15 protein-coding genes are annotated in these 14,218 nt (G+C 42.7%); 11 read left to right on the top strand and 4 right to left on the bottom strand.

All coding sequences use genetic code 11. The features are described 5' to 3' along the window. Window positions 1–262 precede the first annotated feature (262 nt). The 6 genes from HMPREF1195_RS03345 to HMPREF1195_RS03320 all read left to right on the top strand — a co-directional run bounded on the left by HMPREF1195_RS03345 (window position 263) and on the right by HMPREF1195_RS03320 (window position 6,129). Window positions 263–865, top strand: coding sequence for a hypothetical protein (locus HMPREF1195_RS03345; protein ID WP_023918299.1), 603 nt, complete (start codon window positions 263–265; stop codon window positions 863–865). 21 nt (window positions 866–886) lie between these two features. Beyond that, complete coding sequence (locus HMPREF1195_RS03340) at window positions 887–1,522, top strand: copper homeostasis protein CutC (RefSeq protein ID WP_023918297.1); 636 nt, start codon at window positions 887–889, stop codon at window positions 1,520–1,522. Between the two features lie 103 nt (window positions 1,523–1,625). After that, window positions 1,626–2,291, top strand: coding sequence for an MmcQ/YjbR family DNA-binding protein (locus HMPREF1195_RS03335; protein ID WP_023918296.1), 666 nt, complete (start codon window positions 1,626–1,628; stop codon window positions 2,289–2,291). A gap of 1 nt (window position 2,292) precedes the next feature. Then, window positions 2,293–4,047, top strand: a complete 1,755-nt coding sequence (locus HMPREF1195_RS03330) for an ABC transporter ATP-binding protein (RefSeq protein ID WP_023918295.1) — start codon at window positions 2,293–2,295, stop codon at window positions 4,045–4,047. Next, on the top strand, window positions 4,034–5,788 hold the full coding sequence (locus HMPREF1195_RS03325; RefSeq protein WP_023918294.1) for an ABC transporter ATP-binding protein: 1,755 nt from the start codon (window positions 4,034–4,036) through the stop codon (window positions 5,786–5,788). Before HMPREF1195_RS03330 ends, HMPREF1195_RS03325 begins: the two co-directional genes overlap by 14 nt. 92 nt (window positions 5,789–5,880) lie before the next feature. Beyond that, window positions 5,881–6,129 (top strand): hypothetical protein, encoded by a 249-nt coding sequence (locus HMPREF1195_RS03320; protein WP_023918292.1) that lies wholly within the window; start codon window positions 5,881–5,883, stop codon window positions 6,127–6,129. 18 nt (window positions 6,130–6,147) lie between these two features. Here HMPREF1195_RS03320 and HMPREF1195_RS03315 read toward each other — a convergent pair whose 3' ends face one another. From HMPREF1195_RS03315 to HMPREF1195_RS03305, 3 genes are all read right to left on the bottom strand, one after another. Further along, window positions 6,148–7,452, bottom strand: coding sequence for an aminotransferase-like domain-containing protein (locus tag HMPREF1195_RS03315; RefSeq protein ID WP_037599328.1), 1,305 nt, complete (start codon window positions 7,450–7,452; stop codon window positions 6,148–6,150). Between the two features lie 63 nt (window positions 7,453–7,515). Then, window positions 7,516–8,163, bottom strand: a complete 648-nt coding sequence (gene trhA / locus HMPREF1195_RS03310) for a PAQR family membrane homeostasis protein TrhA (RefSeq protein WP_003011253.1) — start codon at window positions 8,161–8,163, stop codon at window positions 7,516–7,518. Next, a complete protein-coding gene (locus HMPREF1195_RS03305; protein ID WP_013903686.1) occupies window positions 8,138–8,638 on the bottom strand; it encodes a DUF1836 domain-containing protein in 501 nt (166 codons plus the stop codon). The genes trhA and HMPREF1195_RS03305 overlap by 26 nt, the downstream gene beginning before the upstream one ends. Window positions 8,639–8,704: 66 nt before the next feature. Here HMPREF1195_RS03305 and yaaA point away from each other — a divergent pair, with 66 nt between their 5' ends. Then, the gene (gene yaaA, locus HMPREF1195_RS03300; protein WP_023918288.1) at window positions 8,705–9,430 is read left to right on the top strand and encodes a peroxide stress protein YaaA; all 726 of its coding nucleotides are present in this window, start codon (window positions 8,705–8,707) and stop codon (window positions 9,428–9,430) included. A gap of 118 nt (window positions 9,431–9,548) precedes the next feature. Here yaaA and HMPREF1195_RS03295 read toward each other — a convergent pair whose 3' ends face one another. Continuing rightward, entirely contained in the window at window positions 9,549–9,995 is a 447-nt protein-coding gene (locus tag HMPREF1195_RS03295; RefSeq protein ID WP_003001765.1) for a MarR family winged helix-turn-helix transcriptional regulator, read from the bottom strand. Window positions 9,996–10,352: 357 nt separating this feature from the next. On the opposite strand from HMPREF1195_RS03295, the gene HMPREF1195_RS03290 reads away from it, so the two are divergent. The 4 genes from HMPREF1195_RS03290 (at window position 10,353) to HMPREF1195_RS03275 (ending at window position 14,175) form a co-directional block, all read left to right on the top strand. Continuing rightward, the gene (locus HMPREF1195_RS03290) at window positions 10,353–10,700 is read left to right on the top strand and encodes a cell wall elongation regulator TseB-like domain-containing protein (RefSeq protein ID WP_230514274.1); all 348 of its coding nucleotides are present in this window, start codon (window positions 10,353–10,355) and stop codon (window positions 10,698–10,700) included. A gap of 16 nt (window positions 10,701–10,716) precedes the next feature. Continuing rightward, the gene (locus HMPREF1195_RS03285; protein WP_003007583.1) at window positions 10,717–11,895 is read left to right on the top strand and encodes a pyridoxal phosphate-dependent aminotransferase; all 1,179 of its coding nucleotides are present in this window, start codon (window positions 10,717–10,719) and stop codon (window positions 11,893–11,895) included. 148 nt (window positions 11,896–12,043) lie between these two features. Then, entirely contained in the window at window positions 12,044–13,390 is a 1,347-nt protein-coding gene (gene asnS / locus HMPREF1195_RS03280) for an asparagine--tRNA ligase (protein ID WP_021153339.1), read from the top strand. Between the two features lie 68 nt (window positions 13,391–13,458). Beyond that, the gene (locus HMPREF1195_RS03275) at window positions 13,459–14,175 is read left to right on the top strand and encodes a DUF1003 domain-containing protein (RefSeq protein WP_023918282.1); all 717 of its coding nucleotides are present in this window, start codon (window positions 13,459–13,461) and stop codon (window positions 14,173–14,175) included. Window positions 14,176–14,218: the final 43 nt, after the last annotated feature.

Below are 14,218 nucleotides of genomic sequence, written 5' to 3'. Positions count from 1 at the left end.
GTTGGGACAAAAGTCCTAGCCTCTCAATTGTTTTTGGATTGTCGAGTAAGACGCAGTGGTTGAGTGGGCTCTACTACGCTGATTTTATCAGCTTTTACAGCCCTACTCAACTGTGCGGAGGTGGGACGACGAAATCGAATTCTAACGAATTACCGATTTCTGTCCCACGCTCTCTTTTGCTTTCTAAAGCCCCCTCTTAGTCGCAATTTCTTTGGATTTAAGGTACAATAAGGATACAACTTTTCACGTATTGGAGGAGCAGATGTTTAAGTGGATGAGACGCCTGATTGGCATGGTGATCGTTTTATTTATTTTATTAGTGATCCTGTTGGTTCCGGGATCCATTCCTGAAGGAGAACAACTAAGAAATGTGCAGGCAGGGAGCTCTTTGATTGAACTGGCTCAAAATGCAGTTTCAAATGCTTCTGTAAGCACTGAAGGGCTCTCAACTGAGTTGAGTCTCAATTCTGTGCAATTGAGTCAAGTTGTAAAAACAAGTGCTGGATCTGCTCTTGACAATTCTGACTTTCAAAAGATGGCACTTGGAATGGATGGCAATGACCTTCACGTCAAAGTTCCGGTTTCCTTAGGGCCAGTCGATAGCTATCTAGATTTAACCATGACAGGTCAAGTTGAAAACAATGTCATGAATTTGACTGTGACAGCTGCTAAATTAGGGAAAATGCCGATTCCAAAATCCTTGGTTCTCAACTATTTGAAGGATCAATCCAATCAAAATGGAGGCGGCTTCACAGTGAATGGTGATCAGATTATGCTTGAGATCCCTCAAGCAGGTTATAGTATCTCAAAAGCGAGAGTAGAAAATGGCAATGCCAAGGTGACGGTTAGTATCTCCTTATTTTAAGACTATAAAAATGGAGTTGTCATGCTTGTCTTTGAATTTTGTGCAGAGAATTTAACTTATATTGACAAGGCGATTGCTGCTGGGGCAGGTCGCATTGAACTGTGCGACAACTTGGCAGTAGGAGGGATCACACCGATTATAGGTGTGATCAATGAAGCAATCAAACTGACAAGAGAGAAGTCCGTGGATCTATGTGTCATTATCCGGCCCCGTGGTGGCGATTTTGTCTACACTGATCTGGAAGTCCAAGCTATGCTGACGGATATTCGTGCTGCGAAAGAAATAGGGGTTACTAGTTTTGTGCTGGGTGCGCTGACGAGGGATCGAAAGTTGGATCAGAGAGTCATGCAGCTTTTACTAGCAGCCTGTGGAGAGGCAGAGGTGGTCTTTCATATGGCCTTTGATGAGTTAGCTCATACAGATCAGCTAGAAGCGATTGAGTGGCTTTCTGATCAAGGTGTGGCCCGTATTTTAACACGAGCAGGAAGTCCAGGTGACCCACTAGAGCAACGCTTTGCACACTATCATCGTTTATTAGATGCAGCTAAGGGAAAGATTCAGATCCTGCCAGGTGGGGGTGTGACCCTTGACAATCGTCAGCTCTTTTTGGAGCAATTGGGCGTTTGTCAACTGCATGGCACGCGCATCGTGTTTTAAAAAAGAAACGATCACTGCTTGAAGTAGTTTTGAGGATCCGTTATCAAGGTTGGGGACGTTGTTTCCAGCCTCTTCTAGTGCAAAAATGAATAAGGGAGAGGAAATGTTTTTAGAGCATTATTTTGAACGGTACACCTTTCAGCCAGAAAAGGGATTGGCTTACGGATTTAAGAAGAGAGGGGCAGGCTATGAGTACCAGTGTCCCGTCTTATCGGACTCTTTTCTCTTAAAGGTCCGTGTCTGCGACCAGAAGATTTCTTTTCAGGTCTATGATCAGGATACAGGAGACGAGTATATCCAAATCCATCAGGAACAGCTACAAGGAAATTTCGTCGGCCAAGTCAGGGAATCCTGTCAGGAAAGTCTTGCAAGGATTCGCCAAGCTTGTTTTGAGGTCCAAGAATTTCTCTATCCTCAAGCCAAGCGTCTCATGTCCTATATCTCCCTGCACTATCAGGGAACGATTGAGTATTTGTGGGAGAGATCTCCGGAATCCGGTGCCATTCGCCACCGAGACACCCTCAAGTGGTATGGTGTCTTTATGACCATTGATTGGAAAAAACTGGATGCTGGCAAGTCTGGGAAAATAGAAGTTTTGAATGTCAAGTCTGATCAAGTAGCCCATTTCATCCAGCAGAAAGGGATTTATCCAGCTTTTCATATGAATAAAAAATATTGGGTGAGTATCCCCTTAGATGGAACAATTGCTGATGAGGAGTTGTTTGCTCTAGTGGATAGTAGTTGGCAACTCACAAAAAAGGGGAAATAAGATGAATCTGTTGAGGAAATTATCTTGGTTTTTTAATTTAGAGAAGAAGCGATACTTGATCGGGATAGGGTCCTTGATCTTGGTTAGCTTTTTAAATCTCATTCCTCCAAGAATCATGGGACTTGTGATCGATTTGATCGATAAAAGAAGGCTGACGCTGGGGCAGTTAGTTGTAGATATCGCTCTTTTGGTCCTCGCAGCTCTTGCTATGTATGGCCTTCGTTTTGTCTGGAGACGCTATATTTTTGGAACGGCCAATAAGTTGGCTCGGATCTTGCGTTACCGTTTGTTTAAGCAATTTACGCTCATGTCTCCGTCTTTTTATCAGCGTTATCGGACAGGGAATCTCATGGCCCATGCCACTAATGATATCAATGCGGTAACCATGTTTGCTGGTGGTGGAGTCATGTCTGCTGTAGATGCTTCTGTGACAGCCTTGGTGACCCTAGTCAGCATGTTTTTCATGATTGATTGGCGCTTAACCCTCTTAGCTATTTTGCCCCTACCGGTCATGGTAGTAGTAACTTCGGCTATCGGACGCAAAAATCACAAAGCCTTCAAAGAGGCCCAAGAAGGCTTCTCAGAGCTGAACAACTTTGTTCAGGAATCAGTATCAGGAGTCAAGGTGACCAAATCCTTTGGCTTTCAGGCAGATGAGATTCAGGCTTTTGAAAAAACCAATCAAATGGTCTTTTCAAAGAATATGACTTCAGCCGGTTACAATGCTTTGTTTGATCCGACCACTCTTCTTTTTGTCGGTCTCTCCTATGTCTTGACGCTCTACTTCGGGGGGCTATTTGTTCAGGAAGGGAGCCTGACGGTTGGACAAATCGTAACCTTTATAACCTATCTCAATATGCTCGTCTGGCCTCTTCAAGCTATGGGCTTCTTGTTTAATATTAGTCAGCGTGCTAGCGTTTCCTATGATCGGATTGAGACACTTTTAGCAGAAACACCTGATATCCAAGATCCAAGTCAACCAGTCAAAAACATTCAAAATGGCGATCTGGAATATGACATTGAAGAATTCGCCTATGAGAAAGAGCCTGTCCTTGAAAAGGTTGTCTTTCATTTAGAAAAAGGGCAAACCCTTGGAATTGTGGGTCCAACTGGATCTGGAAAGACCACCTTGTTGCGTCTCTTGCTTAGAGAGCACGACTTGGAGCAGGGAGATATCTTGCTCAATGGAATCTCCATCAAACATTATCGCTTAGAAGATCTTCGAAGCTTGATCGGCTACGTCCCTCAAGATCAGATTCTCTTTGCCATGACCATTCGCGAGAATGTCGCTTTTTCAGATCCACAGATCAAGGAGGAAGAGGTGATGAAGGCTCTGAGAACTTGTGGAGTCTATGAAGATATTCTGGCCATGCCAGACCAGATGGAGACAGTGCTAGGAGAGAGAGGTGTCTCTCTTTCTGGCGGACAAAAGCAACGGATTGCCATGAGTCGTGCTTTGGTCATGAATCCTGAGATCCTGATTTTGGATGATTCCCTGTCTGCAGTAGATGCTAAAACGGAGCACCAAATCATTGAAAATATGAAGCTAGAACGCAAGGGGAAAACAACGATCATTACAGCCCACCGCCTATCAGCGATCGTTCATGCGGATTTGATTCTAGTAATGGAGAATGGACAGATCAAGGAGCGAGGAAATCACGAGGAATTAATGGCTCAAAAAGGTTGGTACTATGAAACCTACCAAGCCCAACAATTATCAGAAGAAATGGAGGGAAAGCTGAATGAAAACATCTGAAGCTCATGTGATGAAGCGGCTCTTGACTTACATGTGGCGTTATAAATGGCTAACAGCCCTAGCCTTAGCCTTTACCTTTCTAACTAGTCTGTTATTGACGGCGATCCCACTTGCAGCTCGCTGGTATATTGACCACCTAGTGGATCCAACAGAAGCAGGCTCACCAGTTTTGACAGCTTTTCAGTTTTTGATTCTCTACTATGGGTTATTCATTGGGCGCGTGCTGGCAACTTATCTGAGTCAGTTAACCTTTGCGCGTGTATCCAATTCTATCGTAAGAGACATTCGTCTAGATATTTTCCAAAATCTTCAAAGGCTGGGTATGTCCTTTTATGACCAGACAGCAGCAGGTTCGATTGTTTCGCGCGTGACCAATGATACCCAGGCAGTCGCAGACATGTTTTCTACGGTCTTTTCAAGCCTGGTTTCATCCTTTTTACTCTTTCTAGTCACTCTTGTAACCATGTTTAGCTTGGACTGGCATTTGACCATTTGGATCCTGCCTTTTCTTCCCATCATTTGGTTTTCCATCCGTCTCTATCGCAAGTTATCCAATCGCTTGGTCAAGATGACCCGACAAAAATTATCAGATATCAATGTGAAATTATCGGAATCCATTGAAGGAATGCGGATCGTGCAGGCCTTTCGTCAAGAAAAGCGCTTGACGGATGAATTCGAACAGATTAATGGGGAACATTTGGATTACGCCAACCGATCTGTGGATGTCAATTCCCTCTTTTTGAGGCCAGCTATGACCCTGTTACAGGTTCTGGCTTATGCGGTTATTCTAACCTTTTTCGGCCTAAATTGGCAGTCCTCTGGCTTTACAGCAGGTCTTATCTATGCCTTTATCCAGTATGTTAGCCAGCTTTTCCAGCCCTTGATTGATGTCACCCAAAATTTTGCAACCTTGCAGACCTCAACCATTTCTGCAGGGCGTGTCTTTGAAATGATGGATCGAGATGACTACGAGCCAAAGCAAGCTGGTAGCCTGAAAGAAATCGAGCGGGGAGATATTCGCTTTGACCATGTATCTTTTTCTTATGATGGCAAACGGGATGTCCTAAAAGATATCTCCTTTGAGGTTAAAAACGGACAAACCATCGCTTTTGTTGGTCATACTGGTTCTGGTAAATCCTCTATTATCAATCTCTTCATGCGCTTTTATGAATTTGATCGTGGCCAGATCTTGATTGATGGACAGGATATCAAGAACTACAGCCAGGAAGCCTTGCGCAAGTCCATCGGTTTAGTGTTGCAAGAACCCTTCCTCTATCATGGAACCATTGCTTCTAATATCCGAATGTATCATGAAGAACTGACAGATGAGGAAATCCGACAAGCAGCTGCATTTGTGGATGTAGCAGACTTTATTGAGAGTCTACCCGGTGGCTATGATCATCCGGTAACAGAGCGGGGTTCTACCTTATCGACTGGTCAGCGTCAGCTTCTGGCTTTTGCTCGGACCATTGCTGCCCAGCCTAAGATCCTCATTTTGGATGAGGCCACTGCCAATATCGACCAAGAGACGGAAGAGATGATCCAAAATTCTCTGAAGAAGATGCGCCAAGGGCGGACAACCATTGCCATTGCCCATCGCCTTTCTACCATCCAAGATGCCGATTGCATCTATGTTCTCGATAAAGGAAAAATCATCGAATCAGGCAACCACGACCAACTCATTGCTCTAGGAGGAACGTATAAGAAAATGTATGACCTCCAGGCTGGTATGATGAAATAAGGATAAACAAGGTCTAAATGCAAATTTAACCTTGTTTTTCTTTCTTGAAAGCTGTAAAATAAAGAAAAGAACAGAAAAAGGGAGCATAAACCATGTCAAACGATCTGATCATGATGGGAGTTGTGATTGTCTTATTTGGACTTTATTTCACCCTTCAAGTTGAGCTCAATAAAGTCAGAAATCAATTCACTCACTATCTTCTTAAACCAGGTAGTATTTCTAAGGAACAAAAAGAGAAGTACCTCAAAGAACCAGAGATGGAAGCGATTCGCCTGATTCGCCTCGATTATCGGATCGGCCTTCAAAATGCTAAACTGATCTATGAGCAATTAAAGAAATAAGAAAAACCCTCGTATAGTCTATACGAGGGTTTCTCTTTCAAAAAAAGGCGTAAGCTTTGGTAAAACATTGGTCACATCTGCCGATTTGATCTTGGCGAGTTGATAAGGACAAGAAGTGATGTAGGCTGCTTCAAAGAAATCAAGCGGGAGTCCACTGTGTTTTAAGGCAGCAAGGGATTGAACTTGGCTGAGTCCTAGAAGGATCCCATCGTGGGTCAGGGTCAGATGGGGAAGAAGAGGAGACTGGGCCATCAAGGTCTTTAGACTGGCTTCTACCTCTCTTTTTCTGGCTAGGAGTCGCTTTTTATTGGTCAGATACATACCGTTATCAATGTAGAGACTCAAGGCCTTTTGCATGATGAGATTGCTATCATAGTCCAGAATCGTCTTATAGGTTAAGACCGGCTTTAGAAGGGCTTGGGGAAGGATCATGGAAGTGATGCGAAGAGCAGAAAAGAGATTGGTCGAAAAAGATTTGATATAGATGACACGGTTCTTTTGATCCAAATAATGAAAAGAAGGAGCATTGCTGCCATCAAGATCTCCAAGATAGTCGTCCTCAACAAGGTAAACATCATATTGGTCAGCTAGTTGCAAGATCGCTTCTTTCTGCTTGGTCGAATAGCTATGACCGAGCGGATAGTGAAAACGAGGGATCGTGTAGAAGAATTTGATATGGCCACTTTTGAAAATCTCTTCAAGTTCCTCGAGATCAATTCCCATTAAATTTCGTTGAATGGTACGGTAGGCAAGTTGCTGCGAATCTAAGAGTTGGTTCATCCGATGATAAGTCGGTTGCTCGATCAAGATCTGAGACTTTTTATTGGGAAAGTCAATCTGGCTGAGGATATTGAGCGCCTGCTGGGTACCAGCAGTCAAAACAATCTGATCCGCAGTCGTATAAATACCTTCTTCCTTCAATAAGTCTTGGATCGATTGGCGTACCTCTAGTAATCCTGCTTGGTCCGAAAAGTTATTGAAGAGATAATTCTCCCGTCCAATCAAGGTTTCATTGATACAGGTTCGGAAGTCCTCGAAAGCCTGGTTGCGGTCTTTCTCTAATTTTAGTGGAAGATCCTCATGTCGATCAGGTTCTTGCTCCAAAACATAGTAGCCACTCTGAGGCTTAGCATAGAGGAAGTGCTGGTAAGTCAAGTCCAGCAAGGCCCGTTGCACCGTGTCCTTACTACAAGAAAATTGACTAGCTAACTGGCGAACAGAAGGAATTTTTTGTCCAGTTTCCAGTTCTCCATCTTGAATAGCTTCTTTTAAGAAATCGATAATTTGTTGGTATTTGCTCGTCTTCATTCCGACTGTCCCCATACAGTTTTTTTCTATTGTACAGAAAAAATCAAAAAAAAACCACTCATAAGAGTGGTGAGCATATTACATAAAATATACAATCGCTAAATACTGAAGAGCAGAAGCCGCCAGGATGAAGAGGTGCCAAATCATGTGGAAGTATGGTTTTTTCTTAGCATAAAAGCCAGCTCCAACCGTGTAGCACAGGCCGCCCATGAGCATGAGACCCCAGAAGATCGGATTGGTTTGGCTAACGATTTGGGGAATAATAAAGATGACCAACCAGCCCATGATCAAGTAAAGAGCGAGACTGAACTTTTCATTGACTTTTTTGGCAAAGATCTTGTAGAGAATACCAAAGATGGTAGTGCCCCATTGGATCAAGATAATGCTGTAGCCCATCCAGTTGTTCATCAAGGTAAGGACGACTGGTGTGTAACTACCTGCGATCGCAATGTAGATCATTGAATGGTCGATAATGCGAAGCACATACTTTTGAGGTGAATCGTAAGACATGGCATGGTAGACGGTCGAAGAAAGAAACATCAAAAAGAGACTGATCACAAAGATAGAAGTCCCAAAAGCACTGAGCAGACCGTGTTGCTCAAAGCTATAGACTGCTGAGATCGGAAGCAAGATCAACATGAGGAGGGCGCCAACAGCATGGGTTACGCTATTAGCGATCTCTTCTCCAAAGGATAATTTTTTACTTAGTTTCATGGTGTAATTCATCAGTTTCTTCCTCCGTTTTTACTGGTTGAATATAAGATAGGGTTTCAAGATAAAGTTGAACCGTCTGACAGGCAGAGCGAATGATGGGAGCGATCGGCTCTTTTTGCTCATTGAGATAAGCGACAAAGCTATTATAGAGAAGATCTGAACTCGCCTGGTCCTGCAAGAAATTTAAGGTAGAAGCGATCTCCTGAATAGAAAAGACCGTTTTTAAGGTTGTAATAGCGATTAAGCGAGCCACCTGTCTACGCTGGTATTTCTTCTTATCTGGTTTTTCGACATAGCCATGTTTTACGTAATTGTTGATCATGGCAGCCGTCAAGCCCTTGTCTGAAGAAGAGAGAACAGGTGCACAGGTTTTATTGACATAAAGTAGGACCTGATCGAGATAGAGGTCTAGCTCAGGCAGTTGCTCCCACGTTGGATAGGAAAAAGTGGACACTAAATCTTCACCTTTCTTTAATCTAGTTTTCATAACTAGATAATAACATTAATAAAAACTCCTGTCAAGAAAATTTGAAAATTATGGTACAATAGAACTATGAAACTATTAATTCCATCCGCTAAAGAACTGAACGAACAGGCTCGTATCGTCGAGCCCCAACCCTTGTCAGAGAACACAAAAACCATCCTCCAAGCTTTGAAGGCATTCTCGCTAGAAGAATTAGCGACCTTTTACGGGATCTCAGAAGAAAGAGCCCTAGTAGAAAAGGAAAGAATTGAAGCTCTGTTAGCTGGGAGTGCTAAAACCTATCCTGCTTTGGAACTGTTTGATGGCCTTATGTACCGTAGTATCGAGCGTCAAGACTTATCTGAAAAAGAGCAGGCTTATCTTCAGGAACATTTGTTGATCACGACTGCTTTATACGGTGTGCTACCTGCCTATGAAGGGATTGTGCCCCATCGCTTGGATTTTATGATGAAGCTAAAACCAGCTGGAAAATCTCTAAAGGCATTCTGGAAAGAGGACTATGATCAGGCAGTAGAAGGTGAGGAGCAGATCTTATCCCTTTTGTCTTCTGAGTTTGAACAGGTCTTTTCAAAAGCCATTCGTGAGCGAATGATTCGGATCAAATTTATGGAGAATCGTGGTGGGACACTAAAGATTCACTCAACGATTTCAAAGAAAGCACGTGGGGCTATGGTGACAGCCATGATGAAGGAAGAAATCACCCATCTAGAAGATCTGAAATCACTAGAAGTAGCAGGTTTTTCTTATCGTGAGGATTTATCGCAAGAGAAAGAATGGATCTTTGTGAAAGAATAAATAAAAATATTCCTGAGAAGCGTCAGGAATATTTTTTTGATCTGTTAGATAAAGAGAATGCACGATGAAAACTCCAAAATAGAGGATTTTGGAGTCAGAATCGTCTTGAGCAGTAGGCTTAGGCGATATGTTTGAATTTCTTCAAGAGTTCTGTCAACTCAGCTTGCTCGCCACTATTAAAGACTTGCATCAAGCGTTGAATATTTTTGATATGATCTGGAAGAGCTTCTTCGATCTTTTTACGACCGGCATCTGTAATAGATACAAGATAAGCACGGCGGTCTTCTGGATCGGTTTCGCGTGTAATCCAACCATCGCGGACCATATTGCGAATAACCACAGTCATATTTCCAGAGGTCGCAAGAATGCTATCAATCAGATCTTGAATGCGGAGATCGCCCTTGCTGTACAAGGTCTCAAGAACAGAGAATTGAGTTGGTGTCAACTGGTGCTTTTTAAAGATATGAGCCTCAGACGCACGGATCAATCGTTCTGCCTTGTGGAAGACGATCATGGTTTTTAAATCTACGTTTGCTTCTTTGAATAATCTCTTTAAATTTTCCATATCTATATTTTATCAATAAATAGTGTTTCTGTCGTTTAATTTTATTTTCAAATTAGTTACAAAATTGTGACAAATTTATTGAACTATGAACATAAAATATACAAGGTGTTAATTTTAGTTTGTTTATCAAACAATTTTATACTAAAACATTGTAATAGGTATGAAATATTAGTAACAATTCTTTCTTGAAAATCTATAGAATTCTAGGTGGCTTTGGTGTATAATGGGGGAGTGAAACAGAAAAATAATCTTTTTATAATATGGCAACATATAATAGGAATCTGTATCTTAGTGTTGACGGTCCTTTTTTCTTGGCTATTTCTTGCTGAAAAAACTTCTGATCGCTTGCAGGATCAAATGGCACAAGCAAGAAAAATAGCTCTGTCTCACTCTTCGATTGCGACCATTGAGACGGAGAGTTTCTTTCATGGCAGAGAAGCCTATCTTTCCTTTATTGGCAAGGACCAAGAGGGGCAAGATCTAGCGGTTTTGGTGGCGCAGGCGGATGAAGCAGTCTATACCTACCCTTTGAAAGAAGGAGTTAGCTCCAAAGAGGCAGCTTCCGTCGTCAAAGAGAAGAGTCAGGACGCGATTGATCGTGTCACTTTTGGACGCTTTAAAGGCAAACCGATCTGGGAAGTTAAGGCTGGGAGCTCTTATTATGTGGTGGATTTCAAGACTGGAAAAGTCACCGGTGTTTTTTAAGATTTGAGGAGGAAATATGAAATTATCAAATCGTGTATTGGAAATGGAAGAAAGTGTGACCTTGGCTGCAAATGCGCGTGCCAAAGCTTTGGCAGCAGAAGGTCGTGATATCTTAAGTTTGACCCTGGGTCAACCTGACTTTGCGACTCCAAAAAATATTCAAGAAGCAGCAGTCGCATCGATCGAGGATGGTCGCGCTAGCTTTTATACGGTAGCATCTGGACTTCCAGAATTGAAGGATGCCATTAGCGACTACATGAAAGAGTTTTATGGCTATGCAGTGAATCGAAATGAGGTTGTGGTCGGTACTGGTGCTAAGTTTATCATCTATGCCTTCTTTACTTCTGTCATCAATCCAGGTGATGAAGTCATCATTCCAACCCCTTGCTGGGTTTCTTATGTAGACCAGGTGAAGATGGTAGAAGGCACACCTGTTACTTTCCAAACAACAGAAGAAAATCACTTCAAGGCAACGGTAGAGCAATTGGAAGCAGCACGGACAGACAAGACCAAGGTTGTCTTGCTGAATTCGCCATCCAATCCAACAGGAATGATCTACAGTAAAGAAGAACTCGAAGCAATCGGAAACTGGGCTGTCGAGCATGATATCTTGATTTTGGCAGACGATATCTATGGGCGATTAGTCTACAATGGCAATACCTTTACGCCCATTTCTAGCTTATCAGAAGCGATTCGCAAGCAAACCATCGTGATTAACGGAGTTTCTAAAACCTATGCTATGACTGGTTGGCGGGTTGGTTTTGCTGTAGGAGATTCTGAGATTATCGGAGCTATGGCCAAGGTGATCAGCCAAACAACTTCCAACTTAACAACCGTTTCCCAATATGCCGCAATCGAAGCCCTCACAGGAGACCAATCTTCTATTGAGATCATGCGTCAAGCTTTTGAGGAACGCTTGAATACTATTTATCCTTTGTTGAATGAAGTACCTGGTTTTGAAGCCATCAAACCTCAAGGAGCCTTCTATCTCTTCCCAAATGTCAAGAAGGCCATGGAGATGAAGGGCTATACGGATGTGACGGAATTTACCACTGCAATTTTAGAAGAAGCAGAGGTTGCTTTAGTAACGGGAGCTGGCTTTGGTGCCCCTGAAAATATTCGCTTGTCTTATGCGACAGATTTGGACACCCTGAAAGAGGCTGTTCGCCGACTCAAGGCCTTTATGGAAAAATAAAATCGCAAGATCCTTAGTAATGAGCTGAGGATCTTTTTCTTTAAAAAAAATCTGGTTTTCACAGGTAGAGCCTAGCACTGAAAGCCTTTTTATGATACAATTAAGAAGATAATGTCTTCGGACAAGTTTAACGAGAAAAGGAAGATGAATGATGACAAAACGGATTACTATCATCGAAGTAAAAGACTATGTTGGTCAAGAAGTGACCATCGGTGCTTGGGTGGCCAACAAATCAGGTAAAGGAAAAATTGCTTTCTTGCAATTGCGTGACGGGACTGCCTTTTTCCAAGGTGTGGCTTTTAAACCAAACTTTATCGAAAAATTCGGCGAAGAAGTGGGGCTTGAAAAATTTGATACCATCAAACGCTTGAGCCAAGAAACATCAGTGTTTGTGACTGGTATTGTCAAAGAAGACGAGCGTTCTAAATTTGGTTACGAATTGGATATTACAGACATCGAAGTGATCGGTGAATCTCAAGATTACCCAATCACTCCTAAAGAACACGGGACAGACTTCTTGATGGACAACCGCCACTTGTGGTTGCGTTCACGCAAACAAGTTGCCGTTATGCAAATCCGTAATGCCATTATCTATGCAACTTATGAGTTCTTTGATAAGAATGGCTTCATGAAGTTTGATAGCCCAATTCTTTCAGGAAATGCTGCAGAAGATTCTACAGAACTTTTCGAAACAGACTACTTTGGAACACCAGCCTATTTGAGTCAATCAGGTCAGCTTTATCTGGAAGCAGGTGCTATGGCACTTGGTCGCGTCTTTGACTTTGGTCCAGTATTCCGTGCTGAAAAATCAAAAACTCGTCGTCACTTGACTGAGTTCTGGATGATGGACGCTGAGTACTCTTACTTGACACACGATGAGTCACTTGATTTGCAGGAAGCTTATGTCAAGGCTCTTCTTCAAGGTGTCTTGGACCGTGCTCCTCAAGCCTTGGAAACATTGGAGCGTGATACGGAGCTCTTGAAACGCTACATTGCTGAACCATTCAAACGCATCACTTACGATGAAGCGATTGATCTCTTGCAAGAGCATGAAAACGATGAAGATGCTGATTACGAGCATTTGGAACATGGAGATGACTTCGGTTCACCACATGAAACATGGATTTCAAACCACTTTGGTGTACCAACCTTCGTGATCAACTATCCATCAGATATCAAAGCCTTCTACATGAAGCCAGTTCCTGGTAACCCAGACCGCGTGCTTTGTGCAGACTTGCTCGCACCAGAAGGCTACGGAGAAATCATCGGTGGATCTATGCGTGAGGAAGACTACGACGCCCTTGTAGCGAAGATGGAATCTCTTGGCATGGATCTTACAGAGTATGAATTCTACCTTGACCTTCGTAAATACGGGACAGTTCCACACGGTGGATTTGGTATCGGGATTGAACGGATGGTTACCTTCGCAGCTGGTACAAAACACATTCGTGAAGCTATTCCATTCCCACGTATGTTGCATCGTATCAAACCTTAATAGACGTAAAAACGCCATTAGGCGTTTTTCACTTTTATCTGCTTCAAAAAACTATGAAAGGAATTTCAATGCTGAAAATAGACATCATTGATGGGAAAGAATACGAAGAAGGCCAAGGATCTTTGATTGTGGATCTGGACCATAGCATTCAACAGATGCTCAAGACTTCCTATCCTGAAAGTCAAATGGATGATTTTATCACGTATAAAAATTTGAGCCAATATTGTATGGATTATCTAGGTCAGATTATTGAGCGTGCCAATGATAAAAACGAAGCGATTAAACAGCAGGTAACAGCTGTCATGCCCGAAAGTGAACGCCCCTTTAACGTTGAAGACCGCTTGACAGCTAGTTATACCTTCGGTCAGCGTGTGGCGGATTCTGTTGCGCGCTTCGGTGGTTCTTGGACCTTTATTATCAGTTTTATCACGATGATGGCTATCTGGATGTTGATTAATGTCTTGCATCCCTTTGGCTGGAATTTTGACCCTTATCCTTTCATCTTGCTGAATCTGGCACTTTCTACGATTGCGGCGATTCAAGCTCCTTTGATCATGATGAGCCAAAACCGGGCAGCCGATTATGATCGCCTGCAAGCGCGAAATGACTTTAATGTCAATATGGAGTCGGAACGAGAAATTCGCTTACTGCATACGAAGATTGATCATATGGTGCAACAAGACCAGACGGATTTACTGGAAATTCAAAAGTTGCAAACCGAATTGTTGGTGTCCTTGTCTAATCAAGTGGCCCAGCTGCGTCAAGAAATGAATCAAGAAAAATGAAGGAGGTTGAGAAAATGTAGGCAACTCTAAGTAAGTCTTTTAG

It is taken from the genome of Streptococcus parasanguinis CC87K (assembly GCF_000507765.1).
Classification (GTDB): domain Bacteria; phylum Bacillota; class Bacilli; order Lactobacillales; family Streptococcaceae; genus Streptococcus; species Streptococcus parasanguinis_J.
This window is presented reverse-complemented; position numbering and strand designations above follow the sequence as displayed.